Genomic DNA, 19,616 nt, shown 5'->3' with positions numbered 1-19,616 from the left:
GCCATCGCAAACGCACTTCGATAGGCTCAAAGAACTAGCCCACATTTGATCGTGTGTTGCGACGATGGCTAGAAAACGCCCAGCTTGTCATGGCCACCGACAGCTGGTGACGAAGTGGTCGTCAGTCGTGACGCGGGTTTATGGCGAGTAGTGCTTAGTGGTAGCCAGATCGGCGACTTGGTATGTTAACGCCGAGCCAAAACAGGGCCAATAGTGCCGATACTGGCTCACTTTTCAACCGTCGCGGACACACTTATTAAATATCAATATCCGCCGCGCGAGCATGCACCACATCCATCGCAGTCGCCTGTCAGCTCGAGTGGATGGCCTGTCACGGAAGGACATTGATAAATCAGGAATCTATTGCTCGTGCTCTAGGCAACAATCCACGGTTCCCCTGAAGGTCCTTCGCACTACGCTGTGGGTCGGGCTTGCAGCACCGAGGCAAAGTTGGCGTTCCCCCTGAAAGACGTCTCCATCATCGACCCAGCACTCTGAACACGCCATGGCACCAAGGTGACATGCGCGATCCTTTCGACAGGTGCGGCGCGGCGAAGGCGCTCAACAGCCATGGGGAGGGTGCTCGATCGCATTCGAGCAAGCCTGTCGATGCTCATGCCCATAAAAGGGTGCTCCATGAAAAGGTCGGGCTAGTTGACCAAAATACGGCCCCGCAATCTACCCCGTTACGTTCTGACTTGCGAGGACCGCTTGTGCTATAACAAAATCCCCGGCCTCATTAATATCCATGGCCTCGATTTTCGACACTTCGATGAGTGCTGGATTTTCGCCAACCCGACGTCCTTGCAGAGCAAGTGCCTTTCCAAACACCCATGCCCCGCTAGTTTCGGCCCATATTTCCTCGAGGTCTTGTGTGCGTGGGATATTTGTCGGATCGTAATTAAGGGGCTGGCTCTGTCGCCACAAGAATTCTCGAATCGCGAGTACAGATATTGCCGAGTCGTGTGCACCTATCGCAACGGACTGCGCCATTCTCGAAATACTGCCAGCTGAGAGGAACGGCGCAGTAGCGTGGGCCATCACATAGGTGTCAGCCTCAACGTCTTTTGCAAAGGCCTGGATCACCTCGTTGATCTTCGTGGTCGACGCGTCGAGGCTGTCGCTGCGAAGGACTAATTCGACGCCGGGAGGCAGTAATTCACGTATCGACGGGTCGCTGCAGTACACGTAAATTTTCTGGATCTGGGTGACGCACGCCAATTGCCGGAGTATTGAATGAAATAAAGGGCGCCCATCCGCGAACGGCAGGGTGTTCTTTCCGGGAAGACGTTCATTATTGAGTTTCATGGGGACGAAGGCCACGGTCATCATTCGTGCTCCCCGATTCGACCGGCCGCAGCAGGTGATTGGCTAGCGAGCATTGGGTCTACCAATCAGGTCGTTGAGATCGAAGACCACTGGGAAACCCTCTCGGTTTGCCCGCGCCGACATTGAATCGGCGACCAGAGACATGGGCGCAAAGAAAGCGAAGTCCATGTTCGCTGCGAAGGCTGCATCTGCATCTGCATGGGCATCGCCAACCATCAAGAAATTTGCATCCGGGTAGCTTTTTGAAAGTCCAGCGAGAATCGCCGCCTTTGGCCTTGGGGATCCATAAATTTCGACAAAATTGTCACTCAGATTTCTTTCTTTGAATACAGAGCGAAGCTCCGTCTCAGCGCTCCCAGATGCAACGAAAAGAAGCAACTTTCGCAACCCCACCAAGACATTTCTGAGGCCGGGCGTCTCTGGTACTTCCATGTACCCGGCACGGACCTCGATCGCGTAGCCATCGAGCAGTTGGTCGATGCTCGCCCGTGATGGCACTGGCCCGAACGTACCGGCGAGCAACTCAGAAAAGACGCTATAGCGAGACGTTCCAAAGTTTGTGGACTGCCAAGCTGAGAAGGCCTCGACCGTACTCTCGGAGAAGCCTTCTCGCCGTGCAGCGTGACGAAAAGCGCTAACTTTCATGCCGTTGCTATCGAGGAGCACACCATCGCAGTCGAACACTACGGCGTCGTATCGGCTGCCTACTGTGTGCCCCTCAAACACGTGTGTCCGTACGCGCGAGTCGGCTGTAAAGAGATTCCGTGTCGATTCGGTACCGCGTGCGTGTAGCACTCGTCAGACGCACCTCGGGGTTTTGCGCCGCAAAAGTGCCTATCAAAGCTTGAACTTCTTCTGCGAGCTCCTGCTCCGCTGAAGTCGCATTGTCATAGCCGTCGAAACCTACGAGGGTAACGGATCTCGCCTCAAGGGCCGCGGCGGCGCCGAGAGCTAGCGCCAGTGGCCCTACGTCGGAAATTGGTCCGAGACCGGTCGTAGCATTTGCCGCGAGAGGTTCCACCTGGGCAACGGGCATGTCTGAAGACACCGTTGTATCGAACCGAGGCGGCGACGATACGATCTGACGGTCGATGGACATGAGGTCCTTCGCTTTTGGCAGGCGTGATGCCGCGTTGCCCGCTACACATACGAATTGGTCCCCGGCCAGTGTGGCAGCTAGGTCAAGGTGTTGATAGTTGGCGTGGATGATTGTACAGCCCGTCTTCTCGACGAACTCGCGCACATACTCCTTGTGCGTTTCTACGCTTGAACCGCCGCCGATGATGAGAACCTCGGCGCTTGCCGTGGCCACCTTGGCCAGATTTGCATACTCCTTCACATCCAAACCCTGCCCAGAACGTCCTTGGAGCGCATCGACAATTGCCGGAATGGAGTAACGATTCTTTCCAAGCCAGTCCATTACCTCGTTTTGAGGCAGGCCAGCGGCACCGGAAATCATGTAAACGAGATTGGTGCCCCACGGGTGGTTGGCGTGCAGTTCGGCGAAAGGCTCCATGACAGCATCTAGAGCAACATGATCGAGCGCCCGGAGGTCTGCTGCGGTCTTGTGCACCAGCAATAGTTCGATTCGCGTGTTTCCGGGGCCGCGACCCATTCCTCGTACTGTCCCATCGATGATTGCGGCGCCAGACTCCGCGGCAACCAGAGAGTTTGCCAGTGCCAAGCCCAGGTTGTCGTGTCCATGGAACCCCAGTGGCATGTCACCCAAGACCTCCCGCGCTGAAGTTACTGCCGCTGCGACCTGACCCGGAACGCACGATCCGTAGCTATCGACCAAAGCGAAAGAGTCGATCACACCCGCAACTTTTTCAATCGATTGGATGCTTCCGACATCGCTCCAGTACTTCGACAAATACATCACGTTCAATCCGACAGCGAAACCCAGAGCCTTAATTTCTCGCGCTAGTTCAAGGGCTTGTGGTATTCGGGTCGGCGCCACCGCAATTCTTACGAGGCCAACAGCTTCCCTGTGACCTAGGAGTAAGGAACGAACATCGCCGGGCGACACGGACTTTTCATCAAACATGACGCCAAGCACCTGATTGGGTCGGAGAATGTTTCTCGCATGTGTTGTTACACTGGGGCGTAGGAAATTGTATTTGCCCGCGTAGCCGCTCTTCGGGCTGTTGATATAGCCCAACTCGACTGTCGAAACGGGCAGCTTTGACATTGCTCTCAGATAAGTCTCAACAACGAGCGCATCAAAATCCCAGGCAGTGTAATAACCGCCGTCGCGGAGGGTGCAATCCAACAGGCTAGCACCTTCCAATTGGGCGAGGTTAGGTGATGTCTTGGTCTTTGACATTACAGCTCATTTCCGTGTGAACGTTGTCCGCAGGTGCTTGGTTCAGTTTGTGACGGCTGAACAATTCAGGATCACTCTACCGTAAGCAGCTATAAGACCCCGCTGTCCGCGATGGTTGAAAACTATTCTGGAAACGAATGTCCAAGTCTGAGCGACCCGACCACGATGAATTGGTGATGACGGTGGGAGCGCAGGCTTTGTTTCGGCGTTCTAAATTGGGTGAGCGCATCGCGCAGCGTGAGATCGTGAAACAGTTCGATATCTTGCGAAGACATTGTTGCGAAAGCGCTGGGTCGGATAAGAGGCCCAGATGCGAGAAATGAGCTGCTGCGGACATTTAAAACTGCGCGATTGATGGTTTTTGCCACCCGCATATATCGAATCATGACAATGCAGGCGTGTTATCGCGTGGCCTAAACCGGGCGGTAAGCACGCTCGTTCTTTAGTATCGCGAAGATGATTTCGCGAGCCTGCTGTATCTGCGCACCCCAGTTCTCCCCATGGACGCACGCGTCTCCAGGTTCTAGACCCATGCATTTAGGATGCGAATAAAAAAATAGTCATCTGGTAGCCAAGAGAATCCATCTTGGCCATGTTGCGATCAGTAAGAGCAGTCACAGACTCGAGGATAAGCCGCACACCGACCGTCATGACTGCTTACAGCCCTCGGGTGCATTCAAGCCAAGCGTAAACAATTGCTTCCTCCTCTGGGGTCGCTCATTTGAAGGCGGTCATTCGTGAAGACGGTCATTCGAGTTTCAAATTGATCGATTGTTTGAGGCTGTGTTTTGACAGTGGGACTTCATCTAGACGACCTCAAAACACGTAATGACACGCCAAACAGAGTCACGACTCCTAGTAATGAAAAGCCTAAGTAGGCAATCGTCCCTACGGTGAAGAGTCCTGCGCACAGAATTGAAGTCACACCAGTTGACAAAATAGCAAATCTCAAAAGAGAAATTCCGCCGCGCGCCCAGTCGACTTGCAGACGCATTTTCTTGATTAAAATCAATGCAATGAGCCCCATCACCGCATAACCGACGACATGCCCAAGGACGACGACCGTCAGACCCCCGGCGGCAGCTCCCACGGTGCAAGCAAGTAGAATTACGACGGCGCCAGCCGCAGACCCAATCCAACTCCACGTTGTTATTCCTGCTGTTTGAACGATGAAATTTATGGGGATGAGATATAAGCCGTAGAAAGTCGATGCTAAAGACAGAATCAAGAGTAAGGGCAACACCCCGGCATACTGAGGCGGTAGGACCCAATGCGTAAATGCAGGAGAGAGAAGTCCAATTAATGCGGCGCTGTGGAATGCCAGCAAGAACTGGATGCGCATTACTTTCCCGGTTCTGAGGGAAGGCGCAGGAAATTGATCACGCGCGTATGCAACGACAGTGGCACGATTAACCTCGGCCAGAAGCATGGTGCCCACGCTCGCAGCACTAAACGCAGCTGAATAGATCCCAACATCTTCGAGTGGCATCGACATTGCCAAAAGGGGGCGGGCGAGCGCGGCGAGGGCCCAGAATGCGATAATATGTGGCACCAGCGGGAGGGCGAATCGCAGCACTTGCAAGAATGCCGCTCGAGTAACTGATCCGCGCGAAGCGTTGATAAGAGTCATCGCAACAAAGAAAGAAAGTACGGCGGAAATTAGGTCGGAAAGCACCCAGCCTGCCGCCCCAGCACCGAGAATGATCACGAAGAGCCATTTTCCCAGTAAAAGCGAAATGATGGACGTCGTCGCGATTACAACAAATCGCCGTAGGGCTTCCTCTGCCCTCGCTTGGGGCAGTGCATAAGAACTCACAAACGCCATGAGGCCTACCGCAGCGACCTCGACTGCCCACAAATGGGTGGATATTTGGAGGATCTGGGTGTCTGCGAACCACAGTGCTATCGCGGTACAGAACAGGATCACCGGAACGCAGGTGGACAACCACCAAAAGCATACCCGAACTACTGATCGCCCATGTGAGTCATTTTGGCTTGCAACGGTCCACCTAAAGACGGCCTGTTCGAGAGCGCCTGCCAAGAGTGCCGAGAGAAGAGCGCTCAGCGTAGCAAGAACTGCAACTGCCCCGTATTCAGTGACGCTCATCGCCCTGGTAACAAAGGGCAGCAAAAGTAGGGTTAAACCGCGTTGTAGTACGGCCAAGATAGTGTAAACAAGCACTGCAGAACGCATATGTCAGTATTTCCGTGGTACTAGTCAGGCCTCGTCTACGGCGTTGGTCGAACGGTTATAGTTACCGTAGCAATGCTTCGGCCAAAGGTAGCTTTGGAAAGACTTCTAGCTTTCCATCAACGGTAGCGTCGACGATTCGGCGGCCGGCTCGGCTAAAGACCTCTCGTGCGGCCATGTAAGCGACCTCGGACTGCGGCAAATCTGGCAATTGCCATTTCACACCCGCACCGAAATAGTTGGGGTCGAAATGGTTTGGATCGTCTCCCCTCGACTCTACGGTGGAGTTCGCGGGTCCCTTAGTAGTGAAGCTATGGTCAACACCCACTAGCACAACGGTCGAAAACCCCATGTGATATGCCAACTGCAACGCGACAAACGTCACCGTCTGTCCTACGTGGATGCCGCGGGATGCATCAGTTGAGAATCCCACAGGTCCGGAACGCTCGTACAAATAATTGAGATGGGCACTTTCGCCGAGGGTCTTCTCATTGCTTCTTGTTGTGAAAAGTGGAGACTTGAGTGATAGCAGGTCCGTCCGTGACTGCTCAACAACCAACTGGTTTACGGCGACGTGGTATGTGGGGGTAAAGCCAAGAGTTGCTGCCATTAAGTAAATTCGATTCAGCCCGAAAGTTTTCTCATTCGATAATAGACTCAGGTCGGTTCTATTGAGGCTCGGACCGTTACCGATAATTACACATCTCTCGCCACGACAGCTGTCCTTAAAGCCTTCGAGGTTTGAGCGATTCGCCCGATAGGCAGAGTCGTAAACAGATTTTGACCTCTCGCGGAGTTCAGAGTTGAAATTTATCAATTGATGCTTGGCGCGTCGCATCTGATGAATCATATTTTCCTTTGCTCGTCTGTTTTTAAGGCCGCAATCAGTAGTGGATGGGCGATGCCGTACTCTGAGCAACCTCATCCCGCGCCAATCACGCGCTCGCTTATCCCTCGACCGAGGGAGGTTTTTCTTTCTGGTTTCGTCTGTTGAGCCTCGGCGCTCTCGCTCTGCGAGCAGTTTTTTCAGGTGGAGACGACTGGGGCGGTCCCTCCGGAGCATACAACAACCGACACCCGTGATGACACGACCGGATTGGGTATGCGGCGAGCGACGCCGGGCGTGGTGGATCACCGCAGCGATCTGCCCGCAGAATACGTCACGTCCTGGTCGACGGACGGCCGGGCGTGTACCGACTAGTTTGGCTAGACGTCACTCGGATAATTTAACGTTATATATGGGAGGCATCTTGATGCCCTAGTCAATATCACGCATGAATAGTGTTGCTTTCTAAGTCTGGTTGCCGCACTTCTGGTAAGCGTTAGACATCGTTCTTTTACCGGGGCCCGGGACCGGATTCTCTATCGTCCGTCACGAACAGTCAACTCGGCATAAAGCGCCCACCGTTTGATGTATTCTCGTACTAAATTTCCCTGCACCGAGAGGGTTCGAGGAGCCGTGGCTTCCCTATTCACTGCTCACTCTTTTCTTACTCTTGGTGTCGCGAGTGCGAGCTGGACCTCTATAGAGAAATTCGCCATAAGTGTCAAGGATGGCCGCTTTGATCTCCGATGCAGTGCATCTCGCATCTTTTGCAAGAGGGTTATCTAAAGTCGTCGCCATCGGCGGTCTCGTTGACGTTCGAGCAGTAGGCGGATATATCCCAACGCTGAGTCCCGCGGATTTGGACATGTGGGATGGTGCTTCCCTTTTCCGTATTCACAGCTTGACTTCCAGGAAAACGGCGTATTAGCAACGACGACCCGGACAAACTAAGAGGGGATCGTTTGATTATTGAAAGTCGACGTCATTTAGTTTTTTAACTCACCGCCGTCCTGTACCCCGAAGTGGGGGGCGGCGTATTTTTTCAAAATGGGGCGCAGATATACGTGAGAATAATTCACTCGGTAGACTGGATGCAGTCGGGGACTGGCTGGCGCTACGCGTGCAGCCAAAAACGTGAGGGGGACCTTTGGCGAAACGCGCTTTTATTACGGGCATCACCGGACAGGACGGGTCATATCTCGCTGAGTTGCTTCTTGGCAAGGGGTACGAGGTGCACGGCCTCATTCGACGGGCATCCACTTTTAACACCTCGCGCATTGATCACCTGTATGTGGACCCGCACGATGAGGGCGCGAAGTTGTTTCTGCACTACGGCGACCTGAGTGACGGATCGCGACTGGTCACCCTGCTCGCGCAGATTCAGCCCGACGAGGTTTACAACCTGGCGGCGCAGTCGCACGTGCGCGTGTCGTTCGACGAGCCCGAGCACACCGCGGACACCACCGGCATGGGAACCATCCGGCTGCTGGAAGCGGTGCGTATGGCTGGCATTCAGTGCCGGTTCTACCAGGCGTCGTCCAGCGAGATGTTCGGTGCCACTCCGCCACCGCAGAACGAGCTCACGCCGTTCTACCCGCGGTCGCCTTACGGCGCCGCCAAGGTCTACAGCTACTGGATCACCAAGAACTACCGTGAGGCCTACGGCATGTTCGCCGTCAACGGCATTCTGTTCAACCACGAGTCACCGCGCCGCGGTGAGACCTTCGTGACGCGCAAGATCACCCGCGCCGTCGCCGCGATCAAGGCCGGCACGCAAAATCACGTGTACCTGGGTAACCTCGACAGCATTCGTGACTGGGGGTATGCCGCCGAGTATGTGGAGGGCATGTGGCGCATGCTGCAGGTCGATGAACCCGATGACTTCGTGCTCGCTACCGGCGGAAACTTCTCGGTGCGCGACTTCGTACAAACCGCGTTCGAGCACGCCGGCCTCGACTGGGAGAAGCACGTGCGCTTCGACGAACGCTACTTGCGCCCCACCGAGGTCGATGCCTTGGTCGGCGACGCCTCCCACGCGGAAGACAAGCTGGGCTGGAAGGCCACCGTCGACACCGCCGAGCTGGCCCGCATCATGGTCGACGCCGACATTGCCGCGCTGGAGCATGCTGGCGGCAAGTGGATCGACCAGGTCAAGCTCGCCAGCTGGGGCACGCTCGAACCCGCGGGCGTCGACGCGTGAGCGCTCGCTTAGCTGACGACCGCGAACAGGTGCAATTCACGCCGGGGCCGCTCGATCGCTCGGCCCGGTTCTACGTAGCCGGGCACCGGGGGCTTGTGGGGTCAGCTATTTGGCGGCGTCTGCAGGGCGAGGGATTTACAAATCTGGTGGGGCAGACATCCGCTGAGCTGGATTTGAAAAATCGTGAGGCGGTGGTCGCCTTCTTCGCTAAGACCAAGCCGCGGTACGTGGTGTTGGCGGCGGCGAAGGTGGGCGGCATTCTGGCCAACAGCACGTTCCCCGTGCAGTTTCTCAGCGACAACCTGCGCATCCAGGTGAATGTGCTCGACGCGGCGCTCGAGCACGGGGTGGAGCGGCTGCTGTTTCTAGGGTCGTCGTGCATCTACCCGAAGCTGGCAGCTCAGCCCATTACCGAAGACGCCCTGCTCACCGGCTACCTGGAGCCGACGAATGATGCCTATGCCATCGCGAAGATCGCGGGCATTCTGCAGATCCAGGCGGTGCGGCGCCAGCACGGGCTGGCCTGGATCTCGGCGATGCCGACGAATCTGTATGGGCCAGGGGACAATTTCTCTCTTCGAGGATCGCACGTGTTGCCGGCGCTGATTCGGCGTTATGACGATGCAGTCCTAAACGGCGATGTGTCAGTGACCAACTGGGGTACGGGAACGCCGCGGCGGGAGTTTCTGCATGTGGATGACATGGCCGAGGCCTGCCTGCACCTTCTGGAGCACTATGACGGTCCTCAGCAGGTGAACGTGGGTACCGGGCGCGACGTGACGATCGCCGAAATCGCAGAGTCGGTGGCGCGAGTCGTCGGGTTTACGGGGGAGACCCTGTGGGACTTGTCAAAGCCCGACGGAACCCCGCAGAAGCTGCTCGAAGTCTCGAAGCTGGCCGGGGCCGGGTGGACGGCGCGCATTGAGCTGGAAGATGGGCTGCGGTCGACCGTGGAGTGGTACCGGTCGAACGCTGGGACGCTGCGAGAGTAGTCCCGGAGTTCGCGCGGCGGCTTCCCCAGCGGATTCGATCAGCGGGCGGGGTGCGTTTCTCCGGTATGTTGCGATTCAGGCAGATCGGCACGGGCGCGAATGCTATCGATGAGGCTCGCCTGACCGAAGCCCATGATGTTGTCATCGAGCTCGTCGGCGTGCCACCACCTGAAATCTATTGCTTCGTCTCCTTGAGCTATTCCCTCGCCCGACATGCGAACAGGAATGGTCGTTGAGATAGCGTGTTGGCGAAGATCGTAAGGGCGACCTGGTCGTCGATCGCGGGAATACTCTACGAGCAGGTGCTCCAGTTGGAACTCGCCGTCGCGGCGGAGCGAATGTCCAAGAGCAGATTGTAATTCCCGATCGACGGCTGCCGAAATGGTCTCGTCGAGAAGAAGACGGCCGCCAATAAAACACCAACGATTACCGAGGTCCGGAGTGTCGCGAAGAATGAGGCCGAGCAGGAGTCGCCCTCTTTCCCCGTGTTTGACGGGCACGATATCGACGCAAAATATTGGCATATTCGCTTGGATGGTGGCCCAAAGGTCTTGGGGCAAACGCGCAACTGTCACGAGCTAAGTATGCCTCCACCCCCGACAACGACAGTAACGATGATGGCCGCTGCGGCTACGATGAACAGATATTGTCCGTAGCACCACAGGGCGAACGAACTCATCTCCCAGAATCTCATCGGACCCCAGAGGGCGCTCCGACCTGATTCCCGGGCGAGGAATACCTGCCGTGAAGGATTGCGGTTTCGGGAGTGCGGAAAGTGGCCAGCGACCGTCACGAGATTAAGCCGAATTTCAATCTCTTCGAGGGTCAGCGTGTCGAGCATCTCAAACTTACGGTGTTTGCCGAGCAACTGAATAACCATGATGGAGATGAGCACGCTCAAGGCTGCGGAGGCTATTCTTGCCACGTCGGAGGTGTCGGTAGCGAGGGCAAGCGTGAGGAGAAAAGCCTGCGCGGTCATGCCGAGAGCAGGCGTTTGCCACATCATCGTTTCGTAAGCGATTCGGCGTTGGCTTACCGCCTGCCAAACGGCCAACAGTTGGTCGGCTTCCTTGGGCGATGCACCAGATTCCTCGGTCTCGTTCATGGGATCAGAGTATCGGGCGTTGACTCACGGGGGGTCGCACAATTTCAGTGCGTGGGCGTGGCCGACACGGAGTCTGTGCCGCGCGGCAGTCCAGAGCAAACGCAGGCACCCCATGAACGGGGTCCAGCGCCACTGTGGGTGCTATGCAATCATTGCGCTGTGTCGTGTGCACCGTTTTCACGGAATCTCAAACTTGGGGCGCACCCGTCACACCGGCAAGAGTGAGACGCAGCGAAAGAAGGCCGCCCCTTGGCGTTACGTGAAGATGCCCGCATTCTGAGCAAGAGCTGGGTCGTGATCGTGCTCCTGACCGTGTTCGGTGGTGGCTGTGGCACCGCCTATGTGTTGCTGGAGACACCGCAATTCAGCGCCTCGGCCAAGGTCTTCGTATCGGCACAATCGGCCGGTAGTGTGGCCGACCTTGCACAGGGAAACAGCTTCACGGTGCAACGGGTGAAAACCTATGTCGATCTCGTCGACACGCCCATTGTGTTGAACAAAGTCATCCAGCGCCTTGACCTCGCCGACGATGAAGACAGTCTCGCCCTGCGCGTTGAGGCAACAACGCCCGCTGAAACAAGCATCATTGAAATCAAGGTGACGGATGCCGACCCTGCCCTGGCCGCAGCCATCGCAAATGCCACGGCCCAAAGTCTTGCTGATGTGGTGATCGAGATTGAAGCTCCCCAAACCGCCGACGCGGTGAATCCGATCAAACTCACACTCGTAAAGACGGCAGCCGCGCCGGCTGCCCCGGTGAGTCCGAAGAAAGCGCTGAGTATCGCCCTGGGTGTGCTCGCCGGTTTGGCCCTCGGCGTGCTGTGCGCGGTACTGCGCGAAGTCCTCGAAACGCGCATTCGCAATGAGAGCGACATCGCCCGCATCACCGATGTTCCCGTGCTCGGGTGGATCCGCTACGAACGGGGAACGCTCCCACGGCCTTCTCTCACCGATCCGCGCGGCAAACGTGCGGAGTCGTTTGGCACGCTCCGCACCAACCTGCAGTTTCTTGATGCCGATCGCGCCGAGCGCACCTTTATCGTTACCTCGTCGATCGCGAGCGAGGGTAAGAGCTCGACGGCCTCAAACGTCGCTATCGCGTTCGCGAACTCAGGTAGCCGGGTGTTGCTTGTAGATGCTGACCTGCGTCGCCCTCGACTCGCTGAGATCATGGGCCTCGAAGGCGCAGTAGGCCTCACGGACGTTCTTATGGGTCGGGCCGAGTTGAGCGAAGTCGTGCAGCCTTGGGGCTCCGGAGGCCTCTCAGTGCTTCCTGCCGGTTACGTTCCTCCCAACCCGATAGACCTGCTCGGCTCAGCCCGCATGAAACGGCTCATCAACGACTTCACCGCCGGGTACGACATCGTTATTTTCGATACGCCCCCGCTGTTGCCGGTCTCCGACGCCGCGATCTTGGCCCATAATGCTGGTGGAGCAATTCTTGTTGTGGCCATCGGGCGCACCCGTCGCCATCAACTGGCCCGTGCGTTGTCGGCACTCGAGAAGGCGGGAGCGCCCATCTTTGGTCTCGTTATGACGATGCTGCGCACGAAAGAAACGGATGCTGACGGTTACGGCACCTACGAAAGCGAAACAACCGCCAAGCTGCTGCGGGCACCCGACGTACCCGCAACACCTCGACGGCTGGCCGACGATCTTTCAGTGACTACTGACGGATCACCTCAATCGCCGACACTTTCGGTTGGTTGACCGTTGACGTGAAGTCGATGTCAAGGTTGCCATCGGTCACCGTGACCGTGTTCGTGGTGACATACGCAGCCATCGCACCGACTTTGGCGTTGATGTCGAGGTTGGCCACCTCCACACCGCCACCCTCGAGGTTCGCGCTGAAGACGCGCTTGCCAGTGCCCCCGGCCCCGCCGCCGGTTGCACCCCAGTACACTTCGGCGAAGTGAAGCTTCACAGTGTAGGTGCCACTCGGCAGCGGGATGTCGTAACCGAAGGCGCCGAGGTCGGTGAGAGCACTTCGTTCACTGAGGTAGACCGCGTCGTCGGTTGTGCCGGCGATTGATGTCACGGACGGGTTGGTATAGGCCTTGCCGCCGGAGAAGTACGTGTCGGCGAGCCAACTGCCCGACTCCGACGTGACGGCCCCGCCACCAGCGTTGATGCGGATTGCCGGCGCGGCCGCCGACGAGATGTCCACGGTGGTCGATGACGGTGCCGAAGCGTTGCCGGACGCGTCGACCGCGAGTACCCGGTAGTACGCGGTGTTCGCGAACGGCAATGTCGTGTCGCGGAAGGTGGTCTGGCCCAGGGGAGCGGCGCCACTGAGCGTCGACCACGGTCCGTCGGTCGAGACGGCCCGTTCCACTCGGTAGCCGGCCAGGTCGGCGTCCGCACTCGGCGACCAGGTCAGTTCAACGCTGTTCTCCGACATGACTCCGGTCACGGCGCCCGGCTGGGTCGGTGCGACCACATCGGAGGAAGCAACCGGAAGCACGTTGGTGACGAGATAGACGTTGTCCTGAAAGTCACAGTTCGTCGCTCCGATGCCGCACTGGCTCGGCGAACTGATGTAGTCGTGCGCGAGGATCCAGGAGCCGGCCACAATCTGCCCGTCCCGGTCACGCACCGGCCACGTTTTCACCGCGTGGTAATTGTTGTTGTTGGTGGTTTGGCCGGCGACTACAAGCCCGAAGGTGCCGGTGGGGTTCGTGCTCAGCTGAGTCGGGCCGGTGAGAGCGTTGTTCAGCGGCAGAACGGCCTGGCCGTAAGCCGCGTTATGGGTCGCCGTCGCGCCGTTCACATTCACCGTCTCGGTGGCCCCGCAACAGCCGTGGAACGCCGCAAGCTGGCGCACCTGCACAGCCTTGCCTGCGTCGAGACGCTTCCACAGGTTCGACCGCACCTCTTCGCCGTTCATCGGGGCGCCGGGGTTTTCCGATCCGTTTCCGAGCGACATTCCGCCACTCAGTGAACCGACGTTCGTGGTCCAGTTATAAAGGTCGATCAGCTGGGGCAGGTTGAGTTCGTTGCCGCCCTCGGGTGAGGTCATGTAGCCCGCTCGCAGCAGCACCGGGGTGATTGCGTGCACCGGGTCGCTCGAGGACACGTTGACCGTGGCGGTGCGCACGCCCTTGCTGCCGCTCGTGGCAATGAACTTCGCGGTGAGCGGTACGACGCCGCCCGGTGCGATCGTCAGCGGCAAGGTCGGCGGTTCGGTGAGTTCAAACAGGGTTGGGCTTGCGCCGGCCAGGGTGATCGCCGTGATGCGCAGGTCCTTGGTGCCCGTGTTGGTGAGGTTCACCGTGGCGGATTCCGTGGTCGTGTGCGTTGTGGTGTTGCCGTTGATGCGGTGCATCACGAGGGTGTCCTCGGTGAAACCGGGAACAACCTCCCCGCCCAGGCGAGTGGCCTGCTGGTTGCGCAGCGTCAAGGTTCCGCCGATATCGAGAATTTCAAACGGCACGGTGCGCACGGTCGAGCGGCCGCCGCTGTCGGTCGCGGTGACCTCGAGCGAGTAATTACCCTCGGCGTCCAGCACGATCGGTTCGGTGTATGGCGTCGCCGTACCGCCGTCGAGGCGGTACACCAGGGAGGCCAGCGTCGAAGTGCTGTCAACGGATGCCGACACGCTCACGCTTGTCGGTCCGCTGCTCCACGCCGCACCCACGTCGACGCCATTCGCTTGGATACTCACGGACGGGGAACCAAGAGTTTTCCCCGTAATGGACAGCCAGTTGACTTTTGTGTTGGTGCCGTTGTTGGAAAGGGTCAGCTTTCCATCGTTCACCGTCACGGTCCGCACTCCGGTCTGGAACGGCGTCGTGCCGGTGGGCGTGAAGCTCGCGATGATCGGCTGGCCTTCGACATGGAGCCCGTGAGTGGAATCCAGATAATTGGCATCACCGGCCGACACCGCTACTTGATAGGTACCGTTGGGAACGGCATACTCCCAGATGCCGTTGGTGTAGGTCGGCTGCGTCTCGTTGTCGAGAAAAGCAAAGCTCTTCAGCAAGTCGGCTGTGGGAAATGTGATTCCGGAGACCGCGGCGGCACGGGTGCGCGTGGCGACTGTGCGGTCGATCGGCTCACCGGTCTCCGCGTTGAGCCAGCCATAACCGCGTGCGGTGTCGAAGGCCTTTCCCGTCTCCTGAGTCCAGCCGCTGGGTGCCGTGCCGGACGCGCTCTGAAAAGCAATCTTCACCTGTGCGCCATCCGTCGGGTCGTCGTTCGACACGGCGTCAGTCGGGGTGATGTCGACATACGATATTTTCGTGTTGGTGCCGCCGATCGCATCGAGGGTAAGGGCGCCGTCGGTGATCATGACGGTGGTCGTTCCGGTGGCATGCCGGGTACTCGTGCCGGCCGCTCCCGTCGGGGTGAAGGCGGTGATCAGCGGGCTGTTCTCCACGTTGATCTGATGAGTTTCGGTGTCTGACTGCGGTGCCGGGTCGCCGACGGCGACCGTGATCTCGTATTCTCCCGAGGGGAGAGCCAGCTCCCAGAATGCCCGGGCCGATGTGCCGTTGAAGGTTCCAACGACATCCGCTCCCTGCATGTGCATGAAGCTGTCCAGACGGGTATCGGCCTGGCTGGTGCCTCGATCTCGGCCGTTACCCGGTGTGGTGCCAGCGGTGGAGAGATCGATACTGTTTTCGGTGACCTGGTCTTTCCAGCCGTACGTCAGCCCGCTACCCTGATCGGTGCGAGTGCGCAAACCATAAGGTTGGCCGTAATCACGCAGGTAATCGGGGGCCAGATCGCCCGCGAGGGTGGTGAAGTCCACCCGCACAGCGCCATCGACCGAGCCGGTGTCGGTGACCGGCTTGAGGCCGGTCAGAAGGAACACGTAGTCCTGGTAGTCACCGTTACTGGCGTCTTCGAAGGCCACGATGTACGAGTTCGAAAGCAGCACACCCGAGCGGTTCTTGGCGGGATACACCCGAGCACGATGCGCGATGCCAGTGTTGAGCTGATCCTCGGTGAAGCCGAAGCGTGAGAACACTCCGGAGTAGTAGTACAGACCGAAGGTGTCGGTGCCCGGGTTGAAGCTTGAGGCACTACCCGACGTGGCGGGGGGCAGCAGTGACTGGTAACCTGCCGAGGAGATCGCGCCGACCTGGGTGCGCTCAGCTTCTGAGCCCGAGCCTGTGTACCAGCCGAAGGGGATGCTCTCGTTGGGGGCGTAGTGCGCGAGCGGCGTCACGCCGACGGAACCGCTGCCACTCTTCACAAACAGCGGTTCCAGAACCTCGTCGCCCTTGGCGCTGGGTTGCACGCCGCCTTCGAGGTTGGTCCAGCCCACATTGATGTCGTAGCCGAGTGTTCCCATCACGTTCTGGAAGGTCGGTTCGTTGCTGCCCTCGATTCCGTTCATCGTCAGGCCGAAGACGCCAACCCTGACCGTGGACGTTCCTGCCGAGAGGACGAGCTCGGCCGAGCGCTGACCCACGGTGCTGCCCGGTGCAAACCGGAGTCCCACGGTGGTGCTGGCCCCGGCGGCGAGCGAGGCTCCGTCACCGGAGATGATCGAGAACTCCGACCCATTCGTACCAGTGAGCGACGCGTCCAGGGTGACCGATTCGGCACTCTGGTTGGTGACGGTGATGCTCTTCGTCGCTGAAGTGGTGTTCTTCACCGCGGAGAAGATCATTTCATCAGCCGATGTCGCGACTTGCGCGGCCTGCGCGCTCGCCGGAACCCGCAGTAGGTAGAGCTTCTGGCTGCTGCCACTGCGGTCGTACTGGTTCACGTACAGGTTGCCATTGTTCAGGTTTTCGACGACCTCCAGCGGGTCGTTGAATCCTCCGACGCCCTGCATCGTCGTGTCGGCCACGCCAGTGATTCCGACCTCGGTCTGCCCTCCCAGAATTTCGCCGGTCACCTCGTCGGCCTGCAGGAAGATCAGGTCGTTGTTGTTGGAGAACCGTACGACGACCAGTCGGCCCTGGAGCTGGCCGCCGAATGTTGCACTCTTATATTCGAGCGCCCCGTTCGGTGACTTGTTGAATTCGAAGTCGTAAGCGAAACCGCGGTAGTTCGGGTCGGCCTTGACGCCGGAGGCGTACTTCGATCCGTTCTGGCCGGGTGACTGCGGCGGGTTCGCCGGATCGTTGCCCTCATTGAGCACCCACTCGCAGCGGGTGGGGTTCGGGTGGCCGTAATAGCCGCCCTCAACCACATCGAAGAGAAAGTCGCGCTGGGTGGGGTGGTTTGCGATGGCCGGTACCGAACCGCCGGTGTAGCCGCGAGCGACACACTGAGAGGTGACGTCCTGGCCGTTCACGGTGGAGCCGCCGGGAATACCGGAGGCCGCAACCCGAGTGAAGGTGCCGTTGGCATTCGCCGTGACACCCGGTGAGTTCGCACCGCCGGCGGTGCCGTTGGTGGGCACATAGAGGTGGCCATTGGAGTGCCACACCAGGTCGTAGGCGTTGCGAATTCCCGAAGCGAAAATCTTCAGGGGAGCGTTGTTGGCGTACGGGTCATAGCTTCCGCCCTGCGCGGTCTTGACGCTGATCGCGCCAGAGCCACCAGCCGCAGAAGCTACCTGGGTTTGCGCCGGATCGAAGACGAGCGTCGCTGCGGTGAGCAGCTGCTCACCGCGCTGGCCCCAGGAATTATCCAGGTCACCGGCGGCCTGATTTGAACCCTGCTGAAAGTAGATTCGCCCGTCAGGACCGTAGGTCATCGAGTTGGTGAGGTGGTCGGAGAGCGATCGGGGCAGCTCGCTGAACACCTCGCTGCGTGTCTCCAGACCGGGGCCACTGAGCAGGCTGATACCGCTCACCCAGAGTCCGGCCTCGTTGAAGTTCGCCGTCGTTGTGGTCACCCACAGCTTCAGGTTGCCGGCCGTTGCGTCCTTGTCGAAGACAAGTCCGATCATGGCGATGCCGGCGTAGCCGAGGTACTCCTTGTCGGAGAGGGTGCCATCCAAGTTGACCGTGAACCGATACAGTCCCTGGCCCACCGTGGTGCCGTAGAGCTTTTCATCGGGGCCGAAGGCGAATGACGCCCAGTACATGCCTTCGCCGATCGGCAGCTCGACCTTTTCGAAGGCGATGTTGGTCAGTGGCGTGAAGGCGTCGCCGCCGACAACCTCGCCGGTACCCGTCGTGAACAGTGATGTGAAGGGCAGGAAAGCCCCACCGAAATTATCGAGTACCCCGGCGGTAACGCTGAAACGGTAGCTCGTGCTCGGGTTAAGAGGCTTGTCAGGAGCCAGACTGATCACGTCATTGCCGCCCGAAGTGCCGACGGTCGTCGCCACTTCGATTCCACTCGGAAGTTCGTACAGGTGCACATTGCCCGGCAGCGATGCGGGGGCGACGCCGACTCCGGCAAATGGCACACGGATAGTGGCCGAGACTCCGGCATTCACGTCGTGGCCTGAGGATCGGTTCTCGGGGAGTACCGTGTCCACGTGGGACTGCCGGTCGACGCCGACGACGTCGATGTAACCAATCTTCGTGTTTGTACCGCCGCGCGCATCGACGGTCAGTTTGCCATCCCAGACACCGACGGTCGCTGTTACGGTTCGATATTCCGTTCCGGCCACGGCCACAAAACTCTCGATAGCAACGCTTCCTTCAACGTTGATCACGTTATTGGAATCGTAAACCGCGAGCCCTCCCGGTTCGTCACCCACTGCGAGCGTGACCTCGAAGACACCCTGAGGAACGTCGAGTTCCCAGACACCTTCGGTCTTCACTCCATTGGTTCCGGTTCCGCCGTTCACGTCGCCGTACTGCATGTGCAGAATCGAGTCGACGCGGCTGTCCACCCCGGCGCGGTCACGGTCGCGGCCGTTGCCGACCAGGCTGACGGCGTGGCCGTCAACGTCGATCCAGCCGTAAGAGAGCCCAAGGCCCTGGTTTGCACTTGAGCGTGAGCCATACGCCTGGCCCCAATCAGCGGCATAGCCAATGGTTGGGATGCCGGCGGTCTCGGTGAAGTCCACCTTGATATCGGTGGTATTGCCAACCTGCGGCACCACCGCGACCTCGTTGGAACCGGCAGATTCGTTGGCAGCCAGATCAACGGCCAGAACTACGTAGAAGTACGTCGTGCCGTTGGTGACCGTGGTATCGATGTAGCTCACTGCGGTTACCGGAGCGGCACCGGAGACGATTTCACCGCTCAGCTGAGCTGCCGGTTCGAGCGACCGGTAGACGTGGTAACCGATCGTGTCCTCAGAAGAGGATGCCGACCAGTTCAGTTGCACCAGGCTGTCGCCGCCGACTGTCGTCAGTGTTGTGGGAGCGGTCGGGGCTTCGGTGTCGGGCGTGACTGCGTAGAGACCGGTGGCTTCATTGGAGGCCGCTGACTCATTATCTGCCGCATCCACGGCTGTCACCACGTAGTAATAGGTGGTGCCAGCGACAACGCTTTCATCCAGAAACCTTGGCGAGGTCAGCAGAGTCGACCCCGTCAGTGGTGTTCCGGCAATGGAAACCTGCGGCGCGGTGGCCCGGTAGACCCGGTAGCCGACCGTGTCGCTGGAGGTGCTGGCGGCCCAGTCCAGTCGCAGGTTCTCGCCGTCGACCGAGGCGACATTCTCGGTCGGCGCGGCGGGTGCTTCGGTGTCGCTGCCCAGGCGGTCGTAGTTGAGTTGGATTTTGGCGTTGCCCCAGCCTTGGTAGTACTCGACGACGATGACGTGGTCGGTGTCGTCGAGGGT

Annotated in this window: 12 protein-coding genes; 3 read left to right on the top strand and 9 right to left on the bottom strand. The window is 58.9% G+C overall.

Annotated elements, in window-relative coordinates; genetic code table 11:
• Window positions 1–678 precede the first annotated feature (678 nt).
• The 6 genes from CXY70_RS00415 to CXY70_RS00395 form a co-directional block, all read right to left on the bottom strand.
• Window positions 679–1,332 carry a cytidylyltransferase domain-containing protein gene (locus tag CXY70_RS00415; protein WP_104190444.1) on the bottom strand — a complete coding sequence of 218 codons (654 nt, stop codon included), beginning with the start codon at window positions 1,330–1,332 and terminating at the stop codon, window positions 679–681.
• Between the two features lie 39 nt (window positions 1,333–1,371).
• Window positions 1,372–2,013: an HAD family hydrolase gene (locus tag CXY70_RS00410; RefSeq protein ID WP_158250859.1), complete on the bottom strand. Its 642-nt coding sequence runs from the start codon at window positions 2,011–2,013 to the stop codon at window positions 1,372–1,374.
• Between the two features lie 34 nt (window positions 2,014–2,047).
• Window positions 2,048–3,655 (bottom strand): hypothetical protein, encoded by a 1,608-nt coding sequence (locus CXY70_RS00405; protein WP_104190442.1) that lies wholly within the window; start codon window positions 3,653–3,655, stop codon window positions 2,048–2,050.
• 122 nt (window positions 3,656–3,777) lie between these two features.
• Window positions 3,778–4,023 (bottom strand): hypothetical protein, encoded by a 246-nt coding sequence (locus tag CXY70_RS18070; protein ID WP_146066004.1) that lies wholly within the window; start codon window positions 4,021–4,023, stop codon window positions 3,778–3,780.
• A gap of 434 nt (window positions 4,024–4,457) precedes the next feature.
• Window positions 4,458–5,849, bottom strand: a complete 1,392-nt coding sequence (locus CXY70_RS00400; RefSeq protein ID WP_104190441.1) for a lipopolysaccharide biosynthesis protein — start codon at window positions 5,847–5,849, stop codon at window positions 4,458–4,460.
• A 61-nt stretch (window positions 5,850–5,910) separates the two neighbouring features.
• Window positions 5,911–6,696, bottom strand: coding sequence for a 6-hydroxymethylpterin diphosphokinase MptE-like protein (locus tag CXY70_RS00395; protein ID WP_199183308.1), 786 nt, complete (start codon window positions 6,694–6,696; stop codon window positions 5,911–5,913).
• A 1,123-nt stretch (window positions 6,697–7,819) separates the two neighbouring features.
• Between CXY70_RS00395 and gmd the strand changes: the two genes are divergently transcribed.
• Window positions 7,820–8,872 (top strand): GDP-mannose 4,6-dehydratase, encoded by a 1,053-nt coding sequence (gmd, locus tag CXY70_RS00390; RefSeq protein ID WP_104190440.1) that lies wholly within the window; start codon window positions 7,820–7,822, stop codon window positions 8,870–8,872.
• Window positions 8,869–9,864: a GDP-L-fucose synthase gene (locus CXY70_RS00385; RefSeq protein ID WP_104190439.1), complete on the top strand. Its 996-nt coding sequence runs from the start codon at window positions 8,869–8,871 to the stop codon at window positions 9,862–9,864. Before gmd ends, CXY70_RS00385 begins: the two co-directional genes overlap by 4 nt.
• A gap of 38 nt (window positions 9,865–9,902) precedes the next feature.
• On the opposite strand, the gene CXY70_RS00380 is transcribed toward CXY70_RS00385, so the two are convergent.
• Together CXY70_RS00380 and CXY70_RS00375 are read right to left on the bottom strand one after the other, a co-directional pair.
• Window positions 9,903–10,439, bottom strand: coding sequence for a DUF4916 domain-containing protein (locus CXY70_RS00380; protein WP_104190438.1), 537 nt, complete (start codon window positions 10,437–10,439; stop codon window positions 9,903–9,905).
• A complete protein-coding gene (locus tag CXY70_RS00375; RefSeq protein ID WP_104190437.1) occupies window positions 10,436–10,969 on the bottom strand; it encodes a hypothetical protein in 534 nt (177 codons plus the stop codon). The genes CXY70_RS00380 and CXY70_RS00375 overlap by 4 nt, the downstream gene beginning before the upstream one ends.
• A gap of 249 nt (window positions 10,970–11,218) precedes the next feature.
• Here CXY70_RS00375 and CXY70_RS00370 point away from each other — a divergent pair, with 249 nt between their 5' ends.
• Window positions 11,219–12,679: a polysaccharide biosynthesis tyrosine autokinase gene (locus tag CXY70_RS00370; RefSeq protein ID WP_104190436.1), complete on the top strand. Its 1,461-nt coding sequence runs from the start codon at window positions 11,219–11,221 to the stop codon at window positions 12,677–12,679.
• Here CXY70_RS00370 and CXY70_RS00365 read toward each other — a convergent pair.
• Window positions 12,636–19,616, bottom strand: a 6,981-nt coding sequence (locus CXY70_RS00365; protein WP_146066003.1) for a malectin domain-containing carbohydrate-binding protein, incomplete at its 5' end; no start/stop codon positions are given. The genes CXY70_RS00370 and CXY70_RS00365 overlap by 44 nt on opposite strands.

The organism is Cryobacterium sp. Y82, assembly GCF_002929495.1.
GTDB lineage: Bacteria > Actinomycetota > Actinomycetes > Actinomycetales > Microbacteriaceae > Cryobacterium > Cryobacterium serini.
This window is presented reverse-complemented; position numbering and strand designations above follow the sequence as displayed.

Coding starts and splice junctions, on each gene's coding strand:
- CXY70_RS00400 (WP_104190441.1), bottom strand. CDS start 5,849: ATGCGTTCTGCAGTGCTTGTTTACACTATCTTGGCCGTACTACAACGC.
- CXY70_RS00405 (WP_104190442.1), bottom strand. CDS start 3,655: ATGTCAAAGACCAAGACATCACCTAACCTCGCCCAATTGGAAGGTGCT.
- CXY70_RS00415 (WP_104190444.1), bottom strand. CDS start 1,332: ATGATGACCGTGGCCTTCGTCCCCATGAAACTCAATAATGAACGTCTT.
- CXY70_RS00395 (WP_199183308.1), bottom strand. CDS start 6,696: ATGATTCATCAGATGCGACGCGCCAAGCATCAATTGATAAATTTCAAC.
- CXY70_RS00375 (WP_104190437.1), bottom strand. CDS start 10,969: ATGAACGAGACCGAGGAATCTGGTGCATCGCCCAAGGAAGCCGACCAA.